The sequence below is a fragment of the Paracidovorax sp. MALMAid1276 genome, from assembly GCF_049198005.1.
Lineage (GTDB): Bacteria > Pseudomonadota > Gammaproteobacteria > Burkholderiales > Burkholderiaceae_C > Acidovorax.
Genome location: NZ_JBMIRS010000148.1, coordinates 1 through 22,224, shown reverse-complemented (window position 1 = coordinate 22,224; position 22,224 = coordinate 1). Strand labels below are relative to the sequence as shown.

18 protein-coding genes are annotated in these 22,224 nt (G+C 68.4%); 6 read left to right on the top strand and 12 right to left on the bottom strand.

Annotated elements, in window-relative coordinates; all coding sequences use genetic code 11:
* Positions 1-127: 127 nt before the first annotated feature.
* The 6 genes from ACOQFS_RS10070 to ACOQFS_RS10045 form a co-directional block, all read right to left on the bottom strand.
* Positions 128-2,155 carry an acetyl-CoA carboxylase biotin carboxylase subunit gene (locus ACOQFS_RS10070; protein WP_421562746.1) on the bottom strand — a complete coding sequence of 676 codons (2,028 nt, stop codon included), beginning with the start codon at positions 2,153-2,155 and terminating at the stop codon, positions 128-130.
* Positions 2,156-2,875, bottom strand: coding sequence for a DUF4126 domain-containing protein (locus tag ACOQFS_RS10065; protein WP_421562745.1), 720 nt, complete (start codon positions 2,873-2,875; stop codon positions 2,156-2,158). It abuts the gene before it with no gap.
* A gap of 171 nt (positions 2,876-3,046) precedes the next feature.
* Entirely contained in the window at positions 3,047-3,829 is a 783-nt protein-coding gene (locus ACOQFS_RS10060) for an enoyl-CoA hydratase/isomerase family protein (protein ID WP_421562744.1), read from the bottom strand.
* Complete coding sequence (locus tag ACOQFS_RS10055; protein ID WP_421562743.1) at positions 3,826-4,335, bottom strand: DinB family protein; 510 nt, start codon at positions 4,333-4,335, stop codon at positions 3,826-3,828. The genes ACOQFS_RS10060 and ACOQFS_RS10055 overlap by 4 nt, the downstream gene beginning before the upstream one ends.
* A gap of 8 nt (positions 4,336-4,343) precedes the next feature.
* Positions 4,344-5,951 carry a carboxyl transferase domain-containing protein gene (locus ACOQFS_RS10050; protein WP_421562742.1) on the bottom strand — a complete coding sequence of 536 codons (1,608 nt, stop codon included), beginning with the start codon at positions 5,949-5,951 and terminating at the stop codon, positions 4,344-4,346.
* An 11-nt stretch (positions 5,952-5,962) separates the two neighbouring features.
* On the bottom strand, positions 5,963-7,705 hold the full coding sequence (locus ACOQFS_RS10045) for an AMP-binding protein (RefSeq protein ID WP_421562741.1): 1,743 nt from the start codon (positions 7,703-7,705) through the stop codon (positions 5,963-5,965).
* Between the two features lie 102 nt (positions 7,706-7,807).
* Here ACOQFS_RS10045 and ACOQFS_RS10040 point away from each other — a divergent pair, with 102 nt between their 5' ends.
* On the top strand, positions 7,808-8,923 hold the full coding sequence (locus ACOQFS_RS10040; RefSeq protein ID WP_421562740.1) for an AraC family transcriptional regulator: 1,116 nt from the start codon (positions 7,808-7,810) through the stop codon (positions 8,921-8,923).
* 81 nt (positions 8,924-9,004) lie between these two features.
* The gene (locus tag ACOQFS_RS10035) at positions 9,005-9,691 is read left to right on the top strand and encodes a glutathione S-transferase family protein (protein ID WP_421562739.1); all 687 of its coding nucleotides are present in this window, start codon (positions 9,005-9,007) and stop codon (positions 9,689-9,691) included.
* A gap of 9 nt (positions 9,692-9,700) precedes the next feature.
* Here the strand turns inward: ACOQFS_RS10035 and ACOQFS_RS10030 are convergent, their stop codons facing one another.
* The 3 genes from ACOQFS_RS10030 to ACOQFS_RS10020 are packed head-to-tail and all read right to left on the bottom strand — an operon-like array spanning position 9,701 to position 11,589.
* Complete coding sequence (locus tag ACOQFS_RS10030) at positions 9,701-10,357, bottom strand: HAD family hydrolase (RefSeq protein ID WP_421562738.1); 657 nt, start codon at positions 10,355-10,357, stop codon at positions 9,701-9,703.
* Between the two features lie 39 nt (positions 10,358-10,396).
* A complete protein-coding gene (locus tag ACOQFS_RS10025) occupies positions 10,397-10,879 on the bottom strand; it encodes a YchJ family protein (RefSeq protein ID WP_421562737.1) in 483 nt (160 codons plus the stop codon).
* Positions 10,879-11,589 (bottom strand): DUF4197 domain-containing protein, encoded by a 711-nt coding sequence (locus ACOQFS_RS10020; RefSeq protein ID WP_421562736.1) that lies wholly within the window; start codon positions 11,587-11,589, stop codon positions 10,879-10,881. The genes ACOQFS_RS10025 and ACOQFS_RS10020 overlap by 1 nt, the downstream gene beginning before the upstream one ends.
* 493 nt (positions 11,590-12,082) lie before the next feature.
* Between ACOQFS_RS10020 and ACOQFS_RS10015 the strand changes: the two genes are divergently transcribed.
* Positions 12,083-13,132 carry a peptidoglycan-binding protein gene (locus ACOQFS_RS10015; RefSeq protein WP_421562747.1) on the top strand — a complete coding sequence of 350 codons (1,050 nt, stop codon included), beginning with the start codon at positions 12,083-12,085 and terminating at the stop codon, positions 13,130-13,132.
* A 168-nt stretch (positions 13,133-13,300) separates the two neighbouring features.
* Here the strand turns inward: ACOQFS_RS10015 and ACOQFS_RS10010 are convergent, their stop codons facing one another.
* The gene (locus tag ACOQFS_RS10010) at positions 13,301-14,368 is read right to left on the bottom strand and encodes a hypothetical protein (RefSeq protein WP_421562735.1); all 1,068 of its coding nucleotides are present in this window, start codon (positions 14,366-14,368) and stop codon (positions 13,301-13,303) included.
* 315 nt (positions 14,369-14,683) lie between these two features.
* Here ACOQFS_RS10010 and ACOQFS_RS10005 point away from each other — a divergent pair, with 315 nt between their 5' ends.
* From ACOQFS_RS10005 to ACOQFS_RS09995, 3 genes are read left to right on the top strand one after another with little or no spacing between them, the layout of a single operon-like run.
* Positions 14,684-15,346: a LuxR C-terminal-related transcriptional regulator gene (locus ACOQFS_RS10005; RefSeq protein WP_421562734.1), complete on the top strand. Its 663-nt coding sequence runs from the start codon at positions 14,684-14,686 to the stop codon at positions 15,344-15,346.
* A 19-nt stretch (positions 15,347-15,365) separates the two neighbouring features.
* Positions 15,366-17,285, top strand: coding sequence for a hybrid sensor histidine kinase/response regulator (locus ACOQFS_RS10000; protein WP_421562733.1), 1,920 nt, complete (start codon positions 15,366-15,368; stop codon positions 17,283-17,285).
* Positions 17,285-19,087, top strand: a complete 1,803-nt coding sequence (locus ACOQFS_RS09995) for an ATP-binding protein (RefSeq protein WP_421562732.1) — start codon at positions 17,285-17,287, stop codon at positions 19,085-19,087. Before ACOQFS_RS10000 ends, ACOQFS_RS09995 begins: the two co-directional genes overlap by 1 nt.
* A 22-nt stretch (positions 19,088-19,109) precedes the next feature.
* Here the strand turns inward: ACOQFS_RS09995 and ACOQFS_RS09990 are convergent, their stop codons facing one another.
* Together ACOQFS_RS09990 and ACOQFS_RS09985 are read right to left on the bottom strand one after the other, a co-directional pair.
* The gene (locus tag ACOQFS_RS09990) at positions 19,110-20,906 is read right to left on the bottom strand and encodes a hybrid sensor histidine kinase/response regulator (protein ID WP_421562731.1); all 1,797 of its coding nucleotides are present in this window, start codon (positions 20,904-20,906) and stop codon (positions 19,110-19,112) included.
* A 50-nt stretch (positions 20,907-20,956) separates the two neighbouring features.
* Positions 20,957-22,087, bottom strand: a complete 1,131-nt coding sequence (locus tag ACOQFS_RS09985; RefSeq protein ID WP_421562730.1) for an acyl-CoA dehydrogenase family protein — start codon at positions 22,085-22,087, stop codon at positions 20,957-20,959.
* Positions 22,088-22,224 lie beyond the last annotated feature (137 nt).

Genomic DNA, 22,224 nt, shown 5'->3' with positions numbered 1-22,224 from the left:
CGATGCTCCCAGACTTTCCGGGTTCGCCCTGAGCCTGTCGAAAGGCTATTCACGCAGCGCCCTGGCTTCGACAAGCTCAGCCCGAACGGACGGAGCCAGGCGTGGCCGCGCTGCCCAGGGTATGGCCTCAAGCCTTTTCCGCCGCCACCAGCTTGAGCAGTTCGGCCCCCTCCGTCACCTGGTCGCCCGGCGCGTAGAGCAATTCCTGCACCACACCATCCGCAGGTGCGGCAATGGTGTGTTCCATCTTCATGGCTTCCATCACCGCCAGGGGCTGGCCCTTGGCCACCGTGTCGCCCGCCTTCACCGCAAACGACACCACCTTGCCAGGCATAGGGGCCGTGAGGCGCCCGCCTTCGGCCGCCACCTCGCCAGCATGGGCCAGCAGGTCGATGGCGGTGATCTGCGTGGCTCCCAGCGGGGTAAACACATGATCTACCTCGCCCTGTGCGTACACGGCGGCGCGGGTGCGCTGGCCCGCAAACTGCAGCTCGATGCCATCGGCCTGCGCGGCAAACACCAGCGGACCGGCCACGGCGGCTTCGCCCTCGCCCACGGCCAGATGCAGGCTGCCGCCGCGCTCATACGTGAGGAGCGCCTTGGCATGCTCGCCACCAAACTCGAACTCAAAGCGGCGCTGCACCACACCATGGGTGTGGAAGCCATCGCGGCGGCTGAATGGGTCCACGCCCTCGCTGGCGCGCTCCTTCAGCAGCGTTTGCGCCACCGCAGCGGCCGCAGCCAGAGGCAGGCCGACGGGCTCCTGATGGAACAGCACGGCCTGCTCACGCTGGATGAGCGCGGTGTCGAGCTGGGCTTGCGCAAACGCATCCGTCTTCGCGACGCGGCGCAAGAACTGCACGTTGGTCGCCAGACCCACGATGTGCGTCTGCGCCAGCGCATCATCGAGCCGCGCCAGTGCCTGCTCGCGCGTGTCGCCATGCACGATGAGCTTGGCCACCATGGAGTCGTAGAAGGGGCTGATTGCATCGCCCTGGCGCACGCCAGAGTCCACGCGCACGGCGCCCCTTTCAAACGTCACGCACTCGGGCAGCGCATACACGTTGAGCGCGCCCGTGGCAGGCAGGAAGTTGTTGTCGGGGTTCTCGGCACAGATGCGGGCTTCGATGGCGTGGCCGGTGATGCGCAGATCGGCCTGCTTGACGGGCAGCGGTTCGCCCGAGGCCACACGCAGCTGCCACTCCACCAGGTCCAGGCCGGTGATGGCCTCGGTGACCGGATGCTCCACCTGCAGGCGGGTGTTCATCTCCATGAAATAGAACTTCATCTGGTCGGGCCGCTCGTAGCCGCCCGGCTGCTCGACGATGAACTCCACCGTGCCCGCGCCCACGTAGTTCACGGCCTTGGCGGCGGCCACGGCGGCCTCGCCCATCTGCTGGCGCAGTGCGGGCGTCATGCCGGGGGCGGGGGCTTCTTCCAGCACCTTCTGGTGGCGGCGCTGCACCGAGCAGTCGCGCTCGAACAGGTACACCACGTCGCCATGCGTGTCGCCAAACACCTGGATCTCGATGTGGCGGGGGCGCTGCACATACTTTTCCACCAACACCGCGTCGTCGCCAAAGCTGTTGATGGCCTCGCGCTTGCACGATTCGAGCGCGGCGGCGAAGTCTTCGCTCTTGTCCACCGCACGCATGCCCTTGCCACCGCCGCCCGCGCTGGCCTTGATGAGCACGGGGTAGCCGATGCGGTCGGCCTCGCGCTGCAGCAGGGCCGGGTCCTGGTCGGCGCCGTGGTAGCCGGGCACCAGGGGCACACCGGCCTTTTCCATGAGCTGCTTGGACTCGGCCTTCAGGCCCATGTCCTTGATGGCCGAGGCAGGGGGGCCAATGAACACCAGGCCCGCCGCCGCGCAGGCCTGCGCGAAGTCCTCGTTCTCGCTCAAGAAACCGTAGCCGGGATGGATAGCCTGCGCGCCCGTGGCCTTGGCGGCCTCGATGATGCGCTCCCAGCGCAGGTAGCTGTCCTTGGGCGCGCTGCCGCCGATGTGCACGGCCTCGTCGCAGACCGCCACGTGCTTGGCATTGGCGTCGGCGTCGGAATACACGGCGACGGTCTTCACACCCAGACGCTTGGCCGTAGCGGCCACTCGGCAAGCGATCTCACCGCGATTGGCAATCAAAATTTTCGTAAACATCTAAGCCACCTTGGCAGAACCAGAAAAGAAAGAAGACAAGCGCCGCACCACGGCGCGCAGAAACTTGAACAGCACCACCAGCAGCAGCACCGACACGGCCACCATCACCACCAGCGCCACACCAAACGCCACCGGGTACTGCGTGGCCAGCCACACCACCGCCACCACCAGACCATCTTCAAAAAGCGACAGGCCCCAGTTGGAAAACGGCTCGGGCGAGGTGTTGACTGCCGCCCGCGTGGTCATCTTGGTGGCCAGCGCCGTGGCCGACAGAGACCCACCCAGCAGCCCCGCCACCACGGCCATCGTGGCGTTGTCAGCACCAAACACGCCGTAGGCCAGGGCGGCGCCCGCAGGCACGCGAATGAAGGCGTGCACGGTGTCCCAGGCGCTGTCCACCCAGGGCACCTTGTCGGCAAAGAACTCCACCAGCAACATGAAGCCACTGACCATCAGCACCAGCGGGTGCTGCAGCATGGCCAGGCCGGGCGGCAGCGGCATCCAGCCCAGCACACCCATCATCCCCACCAGGAACACCACGGCATACAGCCGGAACCCGCTGGCCCAGCCCAGCGCAGCCGCCAGCGCCAGCAGGCTGGGCATGTCGAGCTGCGCGGTGGCGTTGGCCGCCGCATCGCCCACGGCGCGCGCCGTGTCGCCATCCACATGCAGCCCCAGCGTGTGGAGCCACTGCACGATGTTGAACCAGAGGGTGTCCATTTCAGCAGTTCCCCCCGGCACAGCGAGAGACAGCTGACCGCAACCACTGGCGCGCATCAGGCCAGGGACGCCGAGCAAGGGCCGCCCCGCAGCGAGGGCGTCGTCCCCCTGCCCGATGCGCGCAGCGCAGCGAGAGCGGGGGGAAGGCGCGCAGCGCCTCAGGGGAGTGACTCATAACCAGCTCGGTTTGCGTTTGTTCAGGAAGGACTGAACGCCTTCCTTCCCCTCATCGCTGGCGCGGATGTCGGCAATGCCTTCCACGGTGGCGGCAACCAGGCTGGCATTGATTTCACGCTCAGCCACATCCAGCACCAGCTTCTTGCAGGCGCGCACGGCGTTGGGGCTGGCGCTGGTCAGGGCCTTGAGCAGTTCATCGACCTTGGCGTCGAGCAGGTCGGCCGCCACCACGCTGTGCACAAAGCCGATGCGCAGCGCCTCGGCCGCGCCAAAGCGCTCGGCCGTCAGAAAGTAGCGGTGCGCGGCCCGTGCGCCCATGGCGCGGATCACATAGGGGCTGATGGTGGCGGGGATGAGCCCCAGCTTCACCTCGCTGAGGCAAAAGCCCGCCGTGTCCACCGCCACGGCCATGTCACACGCGGCCACCAGACCCATGCCGCCTGCGTACACGTCGCCCTGCACGCGTGCCACCGTGGGTTTGGGGCACTCGTAGATCACGCGCAGCATCTCGGCCAGCTTGGTCGCATCCGCCAGGTTTTCATCCCGCGTGTAGTCGGCCATGCGGCGCATCCAGTTGAGGTTGGCACCGGCGCAGAAGGCCGGGCCCTCGGCCGCCAACACCACGGCGCGCACATCGGCGCGGTTGCCCACATCGGTGAAGGCCGCAGTGATCTCGGCGATGACTTCGTCGCTGAAGGCGTTGCGCACCTCGGGCTGGGTGAGCGTGATGCGCGCCACGGCGCCGGTTTGGGTGATGGTCAGGTTCTGGCTGCTCATGGCTGGGAAGGGTTTTGCAGAAAGTAGACAAGGTCCAGCACCGGGCAAGGCTGGCCCAGGGCGGTCAAGGCCGCCGTGATCTGGCCCCGGTGGTGCGTGCCGTGGTTGAACACATGGGCCAGCGTGGCGGCAAACGGCAGCGATGCGGCCGTGCCGCGCATGGTGGTGTAGTCGAGCGTGCTGTTCCAGCGGTCGTGCTGGAACGAGACAACGAGCGGCTCCCAGCGGGCGGCGCCGTCACGCAGCCGGGCGTCCAGCTGCGCGCGGTCGTGCTCCACCTCCGTGTCCAGCGCCACCGTGGGCGACCGCCCTTCGGCAAAGCGCTCGAACCACAGCAGATGCTCGCCCACCAGCAGGTGGTTGAGCGTGCCATGGATGCTCTTGAAAAACAGGCCCACATCACGCCGGTAGTCCGCCTCGCCCACGGCACGCACAGCGCCCAGCAGGCGCGCCGTGGCCCACACGTTGTAGCGTGCAAGCTGGGTGAAGTGGGCCACGGCATCCATCGGCCGCCTCACATGCGGAAGATGCCGAACTTGGTGTCTTCGATCGGCGCATTGCGCGTGGCCGACAGGCCCAGCGCCAGCACGCGGCGCGTGTCGGCCGGGTCGATCACACCGTCGTCCCACAGGCGGGCGGAGGCGTAGTAGGGGTGGCCCTGCTCTTCGTACTGGCGGCGGATGGGGGCCTTGAAGGCTTCTTCTTCCTCCATGCTCCACTGGCCGCCCTTGGCCTCGATGCCGTCGCGTTTGACGGTGGCGAGCACGCTCGCGGCCTGCTCGCCGCCCATCACGCTGATGCGCGCGTTGGGCCACATCCAGAGGAAGCGGGGGCTGTATGCGCGGCCGCACATGCCGTAGTTGCCCGCACCAAAGCTGCCGCCGATGATGATGGTGAACTTGGGCACGCTCGCCGTGGCCACGGCGGTGACCAGCTTGGCGCCGTGGCGGGCGATGCCTTCGTTTTCGTACTTGCGGCCCACCATGAAGCCGGTGATGTTCTGCAAAAACACCAGCGGGATCTTGCGCTGGCAGCACAGCTCGATGAAATGCGCGCCCTTCTGCGCGCTCTCGCTGAACAAAATGCCGTTGTTAGCGATGATGCCCACCTGCATGCCCTCGATGCGCGCAAAACCGCACACCAGGGTGCTGCCGAAACGGGCCTTGAACTCGTCGAACTCGCTGCCGTCCACCACGCGCGCAATGATCTCGCGCACGTCGAAGGGCTTGCGGGTGTCCACAGGGATCACGCCATACAGCTCCTCTGCTGCAAATTTAGGAGCTACCGGCGCTTGATCAGCAGCTGCTTCCGCCTTTTTTTTATTCAAATTGCGCACCGCCGTGCGCGCCAGCTGCAGCGCATGCAGGTCGTTCTGCGCTAGGTGGTCGGCCACACCCGACAGGCGCGTGTGCACATCGCCGCCGCCCAGGTCTTCGGCGCTTACCACCTCGCCCGTGGCGGCCTTCACCAGGGGCGGGCCGCCCAGAAAGATGGTGCCCTGGTTCTTGACGATGATGGACTCGTCGCTCATGGCCGGCACATAGGCGCCGCCGGCCGTGCAGCTGCCCATGACCACCGCGATCTGCGCGATGCCCTGGGCACTCATGTTGGCCTGGTTGAAGAAGATGCGGCCGAAGTGGTCACGGTCGGGGAACACGTCGTCCTGGTTGGGCAGGTTGGCGCCGCCCGAGTCGACCAGGTAGATGCAGGGCAGGCGGTTCTGCGCGGCCACCTCCTGCGCGCGCAGGTGCTTTTTCACCGTCATGGGGTAATAGGTGCCGCCCTTCACCGTGGCGTCGTTGCACACGATCATGCAGTCCACCCCGCTCACGCGGCCGATGCCGGCGATGAGGCCCGCGCCCGGTGCGTCGTTGTTGTACATGTTGAGCGCCGCCAGCGGGGCCAGCTCCAGGAAGGGGGTGCCCGGGTCCAGCAAATTGGCCACGCGATCGCGCGGCAGCAGCTTGCCGCGCGCGGTGTGTTTGGCGCGGGCGGCCTCGCCGCCGCCCTGGGCAATCTTGTCTTGCTGGGCGCGCAGGTCTTCCACCACGGCACGCATGGCGCTGGCATTGGCTTGGAAGTCCGCCGAGCGGGGGTTGAGTTGGGTGTCGAGAATGGTCATGTGTGTGCTCTTCAAGCAGTCTTTTGTTCTTCCAGGCCGAGCAGATCCTTCATCTCGTCGCGGATCTTGAACTTCTGGATCTTGCCCGTCACCGTCATCGGAAAGCTGGTGACAAAGCGGATATAGCGCGGCACCTTGTAGTGCGCAATCTGGCCCTTGCAGAACGCGCGGATGTCGTCTTCGGTGGGCGATGAACCGGGTTTGGCGACGATCCAGGCGCAGAGTTCCTCGCCGTACTTCTGGTCGGGGACGCCCACCACCTGCACATCCTGCACCTGCGGGTGGCGGTATAGGAACTCTTCGATCTCGCGCGGGTAGATGTTCTCGCCGCCGCGAATCACCATGTCCTTGATACGGCCGACGATGTTCACATAGCCCTCGGCATCCATGGTGGCCAGATCGCCGGTGTGCATCCAGCCGTCTGCATCGATGGCTTCACGGGTCTTGGCCTCGTCGCCCCAGTAGCCGTGCATGACGGAATAGCCCCTGGTGCAGAACTCGCCGCGCTGGCCGATGGGCACCACGGCACCCGTGTCCGGGTCCACGATCTTGATCTCCAGGTGCGGCTGCACCTGGCCCACGGTCGATACGCGCTTGTCCAGTGGCGTGTCGGTGCTGCTTTGGCAGCTCACGGGGCTGGTCTCGGTCATGCCGTAGGCGATGGTGATCTCGCGCAGGTTCATCTGCTCCACCACGCGCTTCATCACCTCGGTGGGGCATGGCGATCCGGCCATGATGCCGGTGCGCAGGGTGCTCAGGTTGAACTCGGCAAACCGAGGGTGGTCCAGCTCGGCGATGAACATCGTGGGCACGCCGTGCAGGCCGGTGCAGCGCTCATCCTGCACCGTTTGCAGCACCGTGAGCGGGTCAAACCCGTCGTTGGGGTAGACGATGGTGGCGCCATGCGTGAAGCAGGCCAGGTTGCCCAGCACCATGCCAAAGCAGTGGTACAGCGGCACGGGGATGCACAGGCGATCCTCGGGCGTGAGCTTCATGCATTCGCCGATGAAGAAGCCGTTGTTCAGGATGTTGCGGTGCGTGAGCGTGGCGCCCTTGGGGAAGCCCGTGGTGCCGCTGGTGAACTGGATGTTGATGGGGTCGGTGGCCTTCAGCGTCGCTGCCACCTGCGCCAGACGCGGGTCGGCCGCATTGCCGCGCGCCAGCAGGTCGGTAAAGCGCAGCAGACCGGGCTCGTCGGCGCCCTGCCCGGCTTCGCCGTCGATCCACACCACGGTCTTCAGCTGCGGCAGCCTGGCCGCGTGCAACTGGCCCGGCGGCTGGCCCTGCCACTCGGGTGCCAGCTCGCGCAGCATGCCCAGGTAGTCGCTGGTCTTGAAGCGGGCCATGCTCACCAGCAGCTGGCAGCCCACCTTGTTCAGCGCGTATTCCACCTCGGCCGTGCGGTAGGCCGGGTTGATGTTGACCAGCACCAGGCCCACTTGCGCGGTGGCCAGCTGCATCAGCACCCATTCGGCGTTGTTGTGCGACCAGATGCCCACGCGGTCGCCGGGGGTGAGCCCCATGCCCAGCAGCGCGCTGGCCAGGCGGTGCGCCTCGGCCTGCAGCTGGGCATAGGTGTAGCGGCGGTCCTGGTGCTTGCTGACCAGCGCCTCGCGGTCGGGCTGGCGGGCCACCATGTCGGCAAAAAACGCGCCGATGGTCTGCTCGATCAGGGGAACGTCGCTGGCGCCACGGGCGTGGCTGTCCACCAGCGGTGCGGAGTTGTGCTTCGTTGCGGCGGTGCTGCTCGTCACGGGTGTTGTCTCCTCGGCTCTGTCATCCGGCCCTGCAAACCATGGGCTCTGCGGGCGGCGATCCGTAAGCATAGAAGCCTGCGCACCCGGAGGGTGGACACAATGGTTGCAAATCGTGCCACCACTGGCACACTCTGCGGCGTGAAACCGCCCGCCCCAGCCGCCCCCCGCCTGCTTGCTGCCGCCGCATCTGCCCCTGCCGCCACGCCCATCGCCTTCGTGCGCGCGATTGCATGGGCCTACACGCAGCGCGGCCTGAGCCCCGAGCGCGCCCTGGCCCAGGCACAGATTGCGCCGCAACTGCTGCACGATAACAGTGCCCGCATCACCGCGTGGCAGATGGAGCAGATCTCCGACGCCGCCATGCAGGAGCTGGACGACGAAGCCCTGGGCTGGTTCAGCCGCCGCCTGCCCTGGGGCAGCTACGGCATGCTGGCGCGTGCCAGCATCAGCTCGCCCACGCTGCAGGTGGCCCTGGCCCGCTGGTGCCGCCACCACGGGCTGCTGACGGACGACATTGCACTGCAGCTGAGCACCGAGGGCGACACCGCCACCCTGCGCATTACCGAAGCGCGCGACCTGGGCGCGCTGCGCGAGTTCTGCCTGGTGTCGGTGCTGCGCAATGCCCACGGCCTGGCCTGCTGGATGGTGGACTCGCGCATCCCCCTCATCTCCGCCGAGTTTGCGTTTGACGCGCCGCCACACGCCGACGCCTACGCCGTGCTGTTCCGCAGCCCCGCCAGCTTTAGCGCGCCGCGCACGGCCATCCACTTCGACGCCCGCTACCTGCACCTGCCCCTGCGCCGCGACGAACAGGCCCTGCGCCAGATGCTGCAACACGCCCTGCCCCTCACGGTGCTGCACTACCGCCGCGACCGCCTGCTGGTGCAGCGCGTGCGCCAGCTGCTGGCCGCCCCCCTGCCCGGCCAGCCCGCCCATGCCCTGCCCCAGCACAGCGCCGAATCACTGGCCGCGCTGCTGCATGTGTCGCCGCGTACGCTGCACCGGCAGCTGAAGGAAGAAGGCGCCACGCTGCAGGGGTTGAAGGACGAGGTGCGTCGCACCCGCGCGGTGGAGCTGCTGCACCGCACGCAGCGGCCGATCAAGCAGGTGGCGGAGGCGGCGGGGTTTGAGAACGAGAAGAGTTTTATCCGGGCGTTCCGGGGGTGGACGGGGCACTCGCCTGCCGAATTTCGCCGCCAGACCCACACGGCATGATTTGCACCCACCGTGACAGGTGGCGTCACGCCACAGCATTGCAGCGTCACTACACTGGCCCTTGACTTCGACCTGCTTGCCATGCTCCACCTCCACCACTGCGTCAGCGCCCGCTCCTTCCGCCCCCTGTGGATGCTCGAAGAGCTGCAACTCCCCTACCAGCTCCACATGCTTCCTTTCCCACCCCGCGCCAAGGCGCGGTGGTTTCTGGACGAGAACCCGCTGGGCACGGTGCCGCTGCTGGTGCAGGGCGCGGCACCGAACGAGGTGCGCATGACCGAATCCGCCGCCATGTGCCAGTACCTCGCGGCCACACACCCCGACGCTGGGCTGGACGTGGCGCCCACGCATCCGGCCTACGGCGCCTACCTGAACTGGCTGCACATGAGCGACGCCACGCTGACGTTTCCACAAACGCTGGTGCTGCGCTATGGCCGGTTTGAGACCGCAGAGCGCCAGCAGCCGCAGGTGGTGGAGGACTACAGCCGCTGGTTTCTGGCCCGGCTGCGGGCGGTGGAGACGGCGTTGATCCGCAGCGGCGGCGAGCACCTGTGCGCGGGCCGGTTCACGGCGGCGGATGTGGCGGTGGGGTATGCGCTGCTGCTGGCGCAGCACCTGGGGCTGGATGCACAGTTTGGGCCGGCCACGCAAGCCTATTGGCAGCGGCTGCAGGCGCGGCCCGGCTACCAGCGCGCGATGGCCGCGCAGCTGCGGGCGGCCGAGGAGCAGGGCGTGCCCACAACCCCGGCGCCGGATACGCGGCCCTGACGGTCCCTGTCAGCAGCCCAGCAGCACCGGCAGCTCGGCCATGCTGGCAAACACGTGGCGGGCCCCGGCGGCGCGCAGCGGCGCCTCTGCGGCGCCCGGGGGCGCATAGGCGAACACGGTGGCGCCCGCCGCCACGCCGGCGGCCACGCCGATGGCGGAGTCTTCCACCACCGCGCAGCGCTCAGGCGGCACCTGCAGTGCGGCGGCGGCGGCCAGGTAGACGTCGGGCGCGGGCTTGGTGCGCGGCACCTCGTGGCCGCTGAAGATGCGGCCGTCGAAATACGGCATCAGGCCGACCTTGGCCAGCTGCATCTCGACCTTGAAGCGGTCGGCCCCCGAGGCGCAGGCGATGCGCCCGCCATGGTGGGCGTGCACGCGCTCGATGGCGGGGTGGATGTGGTCGATGGCCAGCAGGCGCTCGGTCAGCGCGATGTTGCGCCGCTCGTAGAACGCGGCCATCCACTCGTCGGTCAGCGGGCGGCCGGTTTCGGCCTCGATGCGCGCGGTGGCGCTGCGCACGGTGCGGCCGATGAAGTAGTCCATGCACTCTTCGTGCGTGATGGCCCAGCCGGCTTCGTTGAGCATGGTGCGCAGCACGCCGTTGGTGATGGGCTCGCTGTCGACCAGCACGCCGTCGCAGTCGAACAGAATTGCTTCAAATTTCATAGCTTAAAAGCCTTATACATAAAGCGCTAAAGGCTGTTTTTATTCAAATTCTGGGATGGTGTGCGTGCCGGACCCATCCCCCGGACTGCCTCCATCCAGGTCCCCGTCCACATAGAACCACCGCCCCCCTTCGCGCACGAAGCGGCTGGTCTCGTGCAGGCGCACCGCGCGGCCGCCCACGCGGTGGCGGGCGACGAATTCCACTTCGGCGTGGTCGGCGTCCTGCACCCGGTGGCCGCGCACCTGCAGGCCCAGCCATTGGGCGCCGGGCTCGAAGCCGAGCTGTGCGGGGCGGCGGCTGGCGTGCCAGGTGGCCAGCAGGTAGTCGGCGCGCTCGCGCACAAAGGCGGTGTAGCGCGAGCGCATGAGGTGCTCGGCGTCGGGCGCGGGCTGGGTGTCCCAGTGGTCCAGGTAGCGGCCGCAGCAGGCTGCATACGGCACGGGGCGGGCCTTGGCGCCCTGGCCCTGCAGGCGCCCGCAGGGGCAGGGTGCGGCCGACGTGGGGGGCTGGCTTTTTGCCATCAGCGCAGCACCCCGAACACGCGGCGCAGGATGTCGCTGCCGGCACCGGCCGGGTTCTGGCGGATGCGCCGCTCTTCCTCGCCGATGATGGTGTACAGGCCGTCCAGCGTCTTGCCGGTGACGTACTGCGCCACGTTCGATTCTTCAGGCCTGAGCAGCCCGAAGCTGGCGGCCTTGCCCGCCACGGCGTTGTAGCGGGCGGCCAGGCCCACCTGGTCGGTGGCCTGCTGCACCACGGGCAGAAAGCGCTCGGCCAGCGCGGCGCGGGTCTTTTCGGCAAAGAAGGCGGTGACGGAGGTGCTGCCGCCCGTGAGGATGTTCTTGGCGTCGGTCACCGTCATAGTCTGCACGGCCTGCACCAGCAGGTCCTTGCCCAGCGGCACGGCGGCCTCGGCGGCGCGGTTCATGGCGGTGACGAGCTCGTCCACCCGCCGCCCCTGGCCCATGGACCGGAGCACCTTGCCCGCGTCTTCGAGGTAGCCCGGCAGGCCGATGCGCACGCGCGGATTGCCCAGAAAGCCATCGGTGCGGCCCAGCAGCTGCACGGCCGCCTGCGCCCCCTGGGTGAGTGCGGCCTTCACGCCGCGTGAGGCCTCGGCCGATGTCAGGCTGGCCAGCGTGAGCGACGACTGGGCCGTGGCGGGCGTGGCCAGGGCCCAGGCGCCCCACAGGGCGGCGGCGGTGGCGTGGTGAAACTGGCGTCGGTGCATGGGAATGGGTGACAGGGGAAACAACACCCGGCGGGCATCGGCACCCCGGGTGGGCGCGCGCGGCCGGTGCCGCATTGTCCTCCACGCACCGTGGCGGGTCTGCCCCACACCCTCCTTCGGTCGGGTTGTCGGACGGCGCCTGCGGGCCAAAGATCAGCCCTCCGGGCGCGTGCGTGGTGCTGGTGGTGTTTACCGGGCTTTTTTACCGGGCTTTGCTTTGTGGTCGGTCTTGTTTTGCATCACCTGGCAGGGCCTGGCACAGCACGGCATCGCACCTGTTTCGGCCTCTTTAGGCCTCTTTCCGCCGCGTGGCCCTCGGGCTTCGCGTTCTTTCTTTGTGTTCCCCCTTCTTTTAGTTTCGGCTTGTAGACCTATGACCAAGACCCCCGCCCGTGGGCGCCGCACGGCGTCTGCCTCATTTTCCGATCCCTTGTGCACGCCGCACCCCGCAACCCCGGGCCACCCCGCCGCGAAGGGTTGGCGCCTGGCGGCGATGGGTGCCGCACTGGCGCCCGCGCTGATGCTGGCAGGCTGCGAAACTACCCACATGCGCATGGGCAGCGCCGAGGCCAAGACCGTGGCCACGGGCAGCGCCGCGGGGGGTGCGTCCACCGGCGCCAGCAGTGCGCTGGAGCGTTGCGACAGCCCGCTGGGCACCGTCTCGCTGATCGAGAACCAGCAGGCCGGCTGGTACACCGTGCTGCGCGACCAGTACCGCCTGCCGCCCACCGCCAACCTGTTGCGCCTGCTGGTGCAGCAGTCGAACTGCTTTGTGGTGGTGGAGCGCGGCGCCGCCGGCATGAATGCCATGACGCGCGAGCGCGCGCTGATGCAGGGCGGCGAGATGCGCCAGGGCAGCAACTTCGGCCAGGGCCAGATGGTGGCGTCGGACTATGGCCTGTCGCCCGAGATCGTGTTCCAGAACAACAACGCGGGCGGTGCCTCTGCCTCGCTCGGCGGCCTGGTGGGCGGGCGCGCGGGCGGCCTGCTGGCGGCCATTGGCGGCAGCATGAACACCAAGGAGGCCAGCGCGCTGCTCACGCTGATCGACAACCGCTCGGGCGTGCAGGTGGCAGCGTCGGAGGGCAGCGCGTCGAAGACCGACTTTGGCGCCATGGGCCAGCTGCTGGGCGGATCGGGCGGGGCGCGCATGGGCGGCTACTCGAACACCGCCGAAGGCAAGGTGATTGCCGCCGCGTTCATGGATGCGTTCAACCAGATGGTGCTGTCGCTGCGCAACTACAAGGCCCAGACGGTGAAGGGCCAGGGCCTGGGCGGCGGCGGGCGGCTGGGTGTGGATGGTGCGGCGCCGCCTTCGCAGACGTCGGCGCCGCGCGGGGGCAGCAGTGTTGCCGCCACCGGCGGCAGCATCAGCCTGCGCGATGCCCAGGCGCGCCTGAATGAGCTGGGCTTCAACGCAGGCACGCCCGACGGCGCCATGGGGGGCCGGACGGCCAGCGCATTGCGTGCATTCCAGAAGGATCGCGGGCTGTCCCAGTCGGGCCGACTGGATGCGGAAACCGCCGCCGAGCTGGCCAAATAATTCATCGGGCACAGGCGGGTCCGATTTCGCACCCGCCAAGAAAAAAAAAGCAAACCGCCGGGATGAGCCACCTGGCGGTTTGCCTTTTTTTCGCAGCAAACGGGCGCTTGCCCGGTAGCCTGCGCTGCGCCGGCGGGTGCACCGAGGCACACCCGCGTCGCCCCTCTGTCAGTTACGGGTGTAGCAGGCCTTGGACGGGATGAACACGTCCGTGTACTCCTCGACCCGGGCCGCCGTTGGCAAAGCCAGGCTGTCTTCTCCGCCCAGCAGGCAGAAGTAACCCCCCTTGAGCGCCCAGATCGTGCGTGTGGTCCGGCCTGAGGGCAACAGCCACGGCCCCCAGAAGGCAGTCAACGTGGCCGTGCTGTCGCGCCGGTCAAACTGGAACTGTCCGACGTCGAACATCAACTCCTCGCGGGGCGTCCCCGCGCCGGTGCAGTTGGGGTCGGTGAAAGTGACCACCCCCTGGCGCACGCTCACCCGGTTGTCGGCCTGGCGCGTCACACGCCACAGCGAGCGCGCCCATTGCCCCGTCCCCGCTTGATTGCAAGCCTGCTGCTTCCAGTCCCCCTCCGGGAACCCGGTCGCTGCGGGACTGTTGGCACACCTCACTTCCACCGAAGTCACGTGCGCGGCCGCCACGGTGCCTGTGCCGCCGACCACCGTGCAGCTCTGGCCAGCGGGCTGGGTGCGCACGGTCACGGCGTAGGCCGTGCCGCCCGCCTGCGCGGTGGCAAAGCTGAAGCCGCCGTTGGCCGACACCGCAAGGTCGTCGCGGCCGTTGTTCTGCAGCACCAGGCCGCTGCCCGTGAGGCCCGACACAGCCCCGCCCACGGTGTAGGTGGCGGCGGCCAGGTTTTCGCAGCGCACCTGCACGTTGGAGACGTTGCTGGTGGCGGTGCCGGTGCCCTGCGCCACGGTGCAGCGCTGGCCCGTGGGTTGCGTCTTGACGGTGACGGCGTAGGCCACGCCGTGGTCGAGCCGGGTGCCGAACTCGAAGTTGCCATTGGCGGACAGCTGCAGGTCGTTGCCTGCGTTGTTCTGCAGCGTCACGCTGCGGCTGGCAGCCAGGCCGCTGAGTGCGCCGCCCACCGTGTAGGCCCCGGCCACGGGGGGCGATGTTCCGTCGCCATCGCCGCCACCGCAGGCGGCAAGCATCGCAAGGGCCAGCGCAGCGGGTGCTGCACGCAGGGGGGCCTTGGCAGGCCAGTGGCGCAGGGGCTGGGAAAGGGTCATGGACAAAACACTCCTTGAAGTCAGGCGGGATGGCGGGCACGCGCCGGCGCGCTCAGGCGCAGCCGGTCAACCAGCCGCCCCCTCCGCCGCGCCGAGGCGAAAGAAGGGCGGATTCTGTGCAGCGCGGGCCGCCGCGCAAACCCTACCGACGTAGGGTTTGCGCGCAATGCCGTGCCGTGCACACTCGTCAGAATCTGCGGGTAGTGCGCCGCCCGGTGCTGCCCACCCCGGCGGCCCTGTTCCGCCAGCGACTTCGGCCTTTCATCTCCCTTTTTCCTGCCTGCCCGCCCAACCCCGGCCACCCGTCCACCTGCCATGCCTGCTGCCTACGCCTTGATCCTGGACGACCACCCCCTGGTGGCGCGCGGCGTGGCCGAGTTTCTACGCAGCAGGCTGCCCGGCCTGGACGTGGTGACCGTCCCGGACGCGCCCGGGCTGTGGCAGGCGCTGGCCGACCGGCAGTCGGCGCCGGACATCGCGCTCATCGATTTCTGGCTGGCCGACGGCGCCGCGCTGGACCTGATCGCCCAGCTGCGCGCGCAATGCCCCCACACCCCCCTGGTCGTGGTGAGCGGCGACGACGACCCCGGCATTGCTGCGCGCGTGCAGGCTGCTGGCGCGCAGGGTTTTGTGCACAAGCAGGAGCCGCCCGAGACCTTTGCGCGCGCGGTGGAGGCGCTGCTGGGCGGCATGACATGGTTCCTGGCCACGCCCGGGGCCCATGCAGCCGCCCGCAACCGGGACCTGCCGGTAACGCCCGTGGAGCTGGGTTTGTCCACCCGCCAGGGCGAGATCCTGGCCCTGGTGCTTCAGGGGCTGCCCAACAAGCGCATCGCGTTGCAATACAACCTGTCGGAAAGCACGGTGAAGGAGCACATGAGCGCCATCCTGCAGCGCTTGGGCGCGCGCACGCGGGTGGAGGCGATCACAAGGCTGCGTGGCAAGCGGCTGGTGCTGCCTTCAGCCGACGCCGATTGACACCGGGCCCCGGCTGGCGATGACCTCCACCGTCGCAGGCGTCGCCATGGCGGCTGCCACCCCCGACCACAGCAGCCATCCCAGCAACGCGGAGGCCGCACACTCTGCAACGCCGCTGCCTGAGCCCGGCGGCGGCAGTGGCACCAACAAGGAAGGCACGCTGCAGGCGGTGAGCATGGCGGGCCAGGCACGCCTGCTGGAGATGACCTACCAGCGCCTGCACACCAGCATCATGGTGCTGCCCCTGGTGGCCTTGGCGCTCACGCTGTTCTACGGCATGCACCACGACGCGCGGTGGATGTGGTGGTGGATGGGGTTCTACGTGGTCTTCGCGACCGCATCGTTCACCCTGCGCCGCGCCTTTCGGCGTGAGCAGGCGCAGCTGGCCCCGGAGGCGCTGATGCAGCGCTGGCGCCCGCGCCTGGAGGCCTGCGCGCTGCTGCATGGCGCAGGCACCACGGCGCCGGTGTTCATCGTGGCGGGCCATGCCAGCTACGACTTCGCGCTGCTGCTATTGGTGACGAATGCAGCCATCGTGGCGGGCAACGCCACGCACCAGACGCCGGTGCTGAGCGTGTTCATGCGCTTCTTCATGGCGGGGTGGAATGCTGCGCTTCTGGCGCAGCCGTGGCTGTTTCCGGACCGCTGGTTTTTCATCCTGCCGCTGTCGTTGCTGCACACCTTCACCATCTATCGCCACTCGCGTACCGCACACCGCTTCTTCGTGCATCAAACCTGGCTGGAAGAGCGGGGCCAGCAGCTGTCGGCCCAGTACCGCGAGGCGCGCGACGTCGCCCAGGCCGCGCTGGCCGAAAAAAACCGCTTTCTGAGCACCGCTGCGCACGACCTGCGCCAGCCCGTGCATGCGATGGGCCTGCTCACCGAGGCGATTGCCCTGCGCAACCGCGACGAGGCCCTGGCAGCGCCGCTGTCCGACCTGCGGCTGAACCTGCAGTCGGTGCAGCTGATGTTCAACTCGCTGCTGGACCTGTCCAAGATCGAATCCGGCCAGCTGGCCGCGTGGCCCGAGCCGCTGGCGCTGGCGCGACTGTTCGGCGAGCTGGAGATCCAGTTTCAAGCTGAAGCGCGCTCGCGCGGGCTGCGCCTGCGGGTCCACCGGCCGCCTGCAGGCGCCATGGTGCAGGCCGACGCTGCATTGCTGAGACAGTCGCTGAGCAACCTCGTGCACAACGCGCTGCGCTATACCCGACAGGGCGGAGTCTTGATCGGCGCGCGCGGGCGGCGCGGAGAGTGGCGCATCGAGGTGTGGGATACCGGCATGGGTGTGGCGCTGCAGGAGCGCACCCAGATATACCAACCCTTCTACCGACCGCAGCATGCCTGGCACATCAACAAGGAAGGGCATGGCCTGGGCTTGGCGGTGGTGGCGCGTTGCGTTGCTTTGATGGGGGCGCAGCACGGGCTGCAGTCGCGCCTCGGTGCAGGCTCTTGCTTCTGGCTGCAGCTTCCGGCGGCTGCGCGCCCGGTCGATGCCAAGGGCGGCGGTGCAACCGACGCGCCTGCACCGCCCCCGTCTCATCTGCTGCAGGGCCGCTGCCTGGTGCTGGACGATGACCCGCATGTGCTCAGCGCCTGGACCGCGCTGCTGGGCAGTTGGGGGCTGGAGGTATGCCTGGCGTCGGATGCGCAGCAGGCCTTTGCGCATGTGGAATCCGGACCGCCCATCGACGTGGTGCTCTGCGACCAGCGGCTGCGCTCTGGCGAAAGCGGGTTTGACGTGCTGAAAGCCTTGCTGGCACGCCGCCCCAGCGCGCGGGGTGCCATGGTGAGCGGCGAGTTTGACGCACCCCAGCTGCGCCTCGCGGAGGACGAGGGCTATCTTGTTCTGAAGAAACCGGTGGACATGTCTGAACTGCACTTGCTGCTGACGCGCTGGCTGGCGCCGGACCCTGTCCCAGACGGGCGGTTGGCGCAATGATGACGGCGTCTCCGGCGGCGGCAGATGGCGTACCCGGCTTGCCCAGTCTGTCGGGCCGGCTGCTGCTGCTGGAGGCCTCTTTCGCGCGTCTGCGGCTGAGCATGTGCGCCATGCCTGCAATGGGGCTGCTGTTCGGTCTGCTTCTGAACTGGCAAGGTGGTCAGGGAACGGGGCTGTTCTGGTGGGGGGCCGCCTATGTCCCGGTGCTGCTGGGTGTGTGGTGGGCCCACCGACACTACCGTCGGTCGCGCGGGGTGGAGCCCCCGCAAGCACTGCTCCCTCGCTGGCACCGGCGGGTTTGCGGGTTGGCCCTGGTCCACGGCATCGGCATGTCGCTGTCGGTGGCCGTTTGCCTGGGCCACGCCGGGTATGAATTCTTGCTGCTGCTGTACATCACGCTGGCGGGCATTCTTGCGGCCAACGCGGCGCAGATGTCGGCAACGCTGCCCGCGTACCGGATGCTGCTGGCGGGCGCGACGTGTGGGCTCGTGATGTTGCCCTGGGCGTTTCCCGCGTACTGGCCTTTTGTTCTGCCGATGACGCTGGTCATGACCCTGGTGATTGACCGAAGCGCCGTGACAGCGAACGGTTTCTTCGTGCGACAGGTGCTGCTGGAAGAGCGCAGCCGCGACCTGGCCGAGCGCTACCGCGAAGCCAGCGCGGCTGCGCAGGCCGCGCTGGATGAAAAGAACCGGTTCCTGAGCACCGCGGCCCATGACTTGCGCCAACCCGTGCACGCCATGGCTTTGCTGGCCGAGGCCATCGTGCTCGAAAGCCGCGGCCACCCGCGCATCCCTCCGCTGGTGGAGCAGTGGCAGCTGAGCATGCGCTCGCTCAGCCACCTGTTCAATGCGCTGCTGGACCTGTCGCGGATTGAGTCCGGCACATTGGATCAACGGCCCGCAGCGGTACGGCTGGCCTCGCTGTTCGACGACTTGCACCACCAGTTCGCCCACGACGCGGCGGCTCGCGGCCTCGCACTGCGCCTGCGGCCGCCCTCGCTGCAGGCGCAGGTTCTGGCCGATCCGGCACTGCTGCGCCAGGCGGTGGCCAACCTCGTGCACAACGCCCTGCGCTATACACCTGCGGGCGGCGTGCTGGTGGCCGTACGCAGGCGTGGCAGCCATTGGCGGATTGAGGTGTGGGACACGGGAGAAGGCGTGGCCCCGCAAGAGCAGGAGGCGATCTACCGGGCCTTCTACCGCCCGCAAGGCACCGGCCGCGTGCAGCACGACGGGCACGGGCTGGGCCTGGCGGTGGTGGCCCGGTGCGTGGCGCTGATGGGAGCGCGCCAAGGTATGGCATCGCGGCCGGGGCAGGGCTCGTGTTTCTGGATAGAACTGCAAGCGCTGCCCCCGGCGATGCTGGGCACCCCGGGTGCGCCAGAGTCCGGCGCAGAGGCCCCGCCCTCCGTCACAAGCCCGCTGCGCGGGCGTTGCCTGGTGCTTGACGACGATCCCTATGTGCTGCGCGGGTGGTCGGCCCTCCTGCGGGGCTGGGGTATGGACGTGCGCACGGCGCGCACCCCAGCGCAAGCGCACGATTTTCTGGATGCCGGCTTCGTTCCGCAGGCCATCCTGTGCGACCAACGGCTGTCGAGCGGCGACAGTGGCTATGAGGTCCTGCAGGCACTGCTGGCACGATGCCCCGCCGCCCGAGGCGCGATGGTCAGCGGCGAGTTTGACGCGCCCGCACTGCAGGAGGCGGAAGAAGAGGGCTATCTGGTGCTGCGCAAACCCGTGGACCCGACCGAGCTGCACGCGGTGCTGGCGCAGTGGACGGCATCCGAGAATCTTTATTGAATCAGCCTCCAGCGCTTACCAATCAATCGCTGGCAGCTATCATTTTTATAGTTTCTGACCCATTGGACAGCCACTGCCTCAGCAGGGTGTGAAGCAGCTCTGGCGCCACCGGCTTGCGCAGCACCAGATAGCCCTCGTCTTCCGCCTGCCGCAGGACGGGGGAGGCCCATTCGCCACTGACCATGGCCAGCGCGGCAGTGGGGCACAGCGCCTCCAGCCGCTGCAGCAGTGCGAACCCGCTTTCACCCGAGCGCAGCCGCTCGTCGCACAGAATGGCCTGCGGCGCGAAGCCCTCTTGCAGCAGACCCAGCGCCTCGGCGCCGTCGGCTGCACAGCGCGCCTGCACCCCCCAGTCCTGCAGCAGCTGCAACCAGCCCGCTGCCACCTGGGGATCGTCCTCCACCACCAGGCAGCGGCCTTGCAGGCTGCCCGGCGCGGCCAGGGTGGGGGCAGTGGCACTGGGCCTACTGCCAGGCGCTGCCGGCCGCAGCCGCAGCCAGAAGCGCGATCCCCGCCCCAGTCGCGAGGCCAGGCCCAGGGGCGCCTCCATCAGCTCGGCGCAGCGGGCCACCACGGCCAGGCCCAGGCCGTAGCCCGCGTCGTCCGCCGCGCGCGGCGCGCTGCTCTGAGTGAAGGGCGAGAAGATGCGTTCGCGCTCCTCGGCGGCCACGCCCGGGCCCGTGTCCCACACCTCGACCTGCCAGTCCCCACCGCGGCGGCGCACGGCCAGCAGCACGCCGCCACGCTGTGTGTAGCGCAGCGCGTTGTGCACCAGGTTGACCACGCACTGGCGCAGCAGCATGGGATCGGCCTGAACGTGCGTTCCCGGCGGCGGCGGGCGCATGCGCAACGCCAGGCCCCGGGTGCGCGCCGATTCGCCCAGCAGGGTGCCCACCTCCTGCAGCAGCGGCGCCAGCGCCACGGGCTGCAGGCGGGCCTGCACAGCACCGGCCTCGATCCGCGACAGGTCCAGCAGCGCATTGCACATCCACTGCAGCGACTGAACACCTTGGCGCAGGTCCTGCAGCGTGCCGGCCAGCGACGGGTCGCGGTTGCGCAGCGCCACGGACTCCGCCAGCAGCCCCACGGCGTGCACGGGCTGGCGCAGGTCGTGGCTGGCGGTGGCCAGGAACTGGTTCTTGACCGCCAGGGCTTGCTCAGCCTCGCTCTTGGCACCGCGAAAGCGCTCGCTCAGGTCGATGTGGCTGAGGAAGAACTGGTGGCTGATGCGTGCATTGCGCAAGAACACGCCAAACAGCAGGTACAGGGGCAACAGGTACAGCCAGTGCTGTGGAAACACGTAGGGCAGCGACAGCAGGCCCACCGCAAGGCTGGCAAAAAAGAAATGCAGGTACACGACCAGGGCCGCCGACTGGTGGTCGGCACGCGCCGCCATCACCAGCGTTCCGCCGCAGACCAGCACCACGCGCAGCTCGAACGGCGTCTCGGGCCCGGCACAGGCGGCCAGGCCCATGAGCAGCGCGCCGTACAACGCGGCCAGGGGCTGCACCCGGCGCAGCCAGGTCGCCAGCAGCGCGGCGGGGTCGGCGCTGCCGGCGGCCAGCTGTTTCAGGTCGCGCTGCCACAGCGCCCAGGCGCCCCAGGCCATGCCGACCAACGACAGCGACGCCAGCCACCACAGCGTGACCGCCAGCGGCCACTGGCCCAGCGCGAGCAGCCACGCCGAGCCCGCCACCCCCAGCATGGGCATGACGGTGCAGCCGTCGCGCACACGCAGAAAACTATTGCCCAGCAGTTCCAATCGGGCGGCCGGGGGCAGAGCCGACCAGGAAAGCGCGGGGGGCTGGACGATGTTCATGCGCCCGATGTTCGCACCATCGCGGCCCGCACGCGCCCTGCCCCGTCAGCCTAAGCCAGCGCGCGCTGGATGATAATCTTCTGCACGTCGCTCGTGCCTTCGTAGATCTGGCACACGCGCACGTCGCGGTAGATGCGCTCCACCGGGAAGTCGTTCACCACGCCGTAGCCGCCCAGGGTCTGGATGGCGGCGCTGCACACGCGCTCGGCCATCTCGCTGGCAAACAGCTTGGCCATGGCGGCTTCCTTCAAGCAGGGCTTGCCGGCATCACGCAGCGCGGCGGCATGCCAGATGAGCTGGCGCGCGGCCTCGATCTGCGTGGCGCAGTCGGCCAGCCGGAAACCCACGGCCTGGTGGTTGAAGATGGCAGTGCCAAAGCTTTCGCGCTCTTTCGAATAGGCCAGCGCCGCGTCGAACGCGCTGCGCGCCATGCCCACGCTCTGCGCGGCGATGCCGATGCGGCCGCCTTCGAGCGCGCCCAGGGCGATCTTGTAGCCCTCTCCTTCCGCGCCAATCAGGTTCTCGGCCGGGATGCGGCAGTTGTCGAAGTTGATCTGCGCCGTGTCGCTGCTGTGCTGCCCCAGCTTGTCTTCCAGCCGCGCCACCACGTAGCCCGGCGTGCTGGTGGGCACGAGGAAGGCACTCATGCCCTTCTTGCCTGCGCCCTTGTCGGTGACGGCAATCACGATGGCCACGTTTCCGTTCTTGCCGCTGGTGATGAACTGCTTGACGCCGTTGATGATGTATTCGTCGCCCTGCTTCACGGCCGTGGTGCGCAGGGCCGAAGCATCAGAGCCCACATGCGGCTCGGTCAGGCAGAACGCGCCCAGCATTTCGCCACGCGCCAGCGGCGTGAGCCAGTCGCGCTTTTGCTGCGCGTTGCCGTAGCGCATGAGGATGGCGTTGACGGGGCAGTTGGTCACGCTGATGGCGGTGCTGGTGCCACCGTCACCGGCGGCAATCTCTTCGAGCACCAGCGCAAGCGTGAGGTAGTCGAGGTTGGCGCCGCCCAACTCTTCGGGCACGCAGATGCCGTAGGCGCCCAGGGCGGCCAGGCCCTGGTGGGCCTCCCTGGGGAAGTGGTGTTCCTTGTCCCAGCGCGCGGCGTTCGGCCACAGCTCGGTCTGGGCAAAGTCGCGCACCGCGTCGCGGATCATTTCCTGGTCTTGGGTCAGCAGCATGGGTTTGGTCTCCGGGGAAATGTTGTTCTCAATCAGGTGGAAGGTGCAAGAGCGGTGAATGGGAGGCTCATCAACCACCATCCGTTCGGGCTGAGCCTGTCAAAGCCCTGCGCTGCGCTTCGACAGGCTCAGCGTGA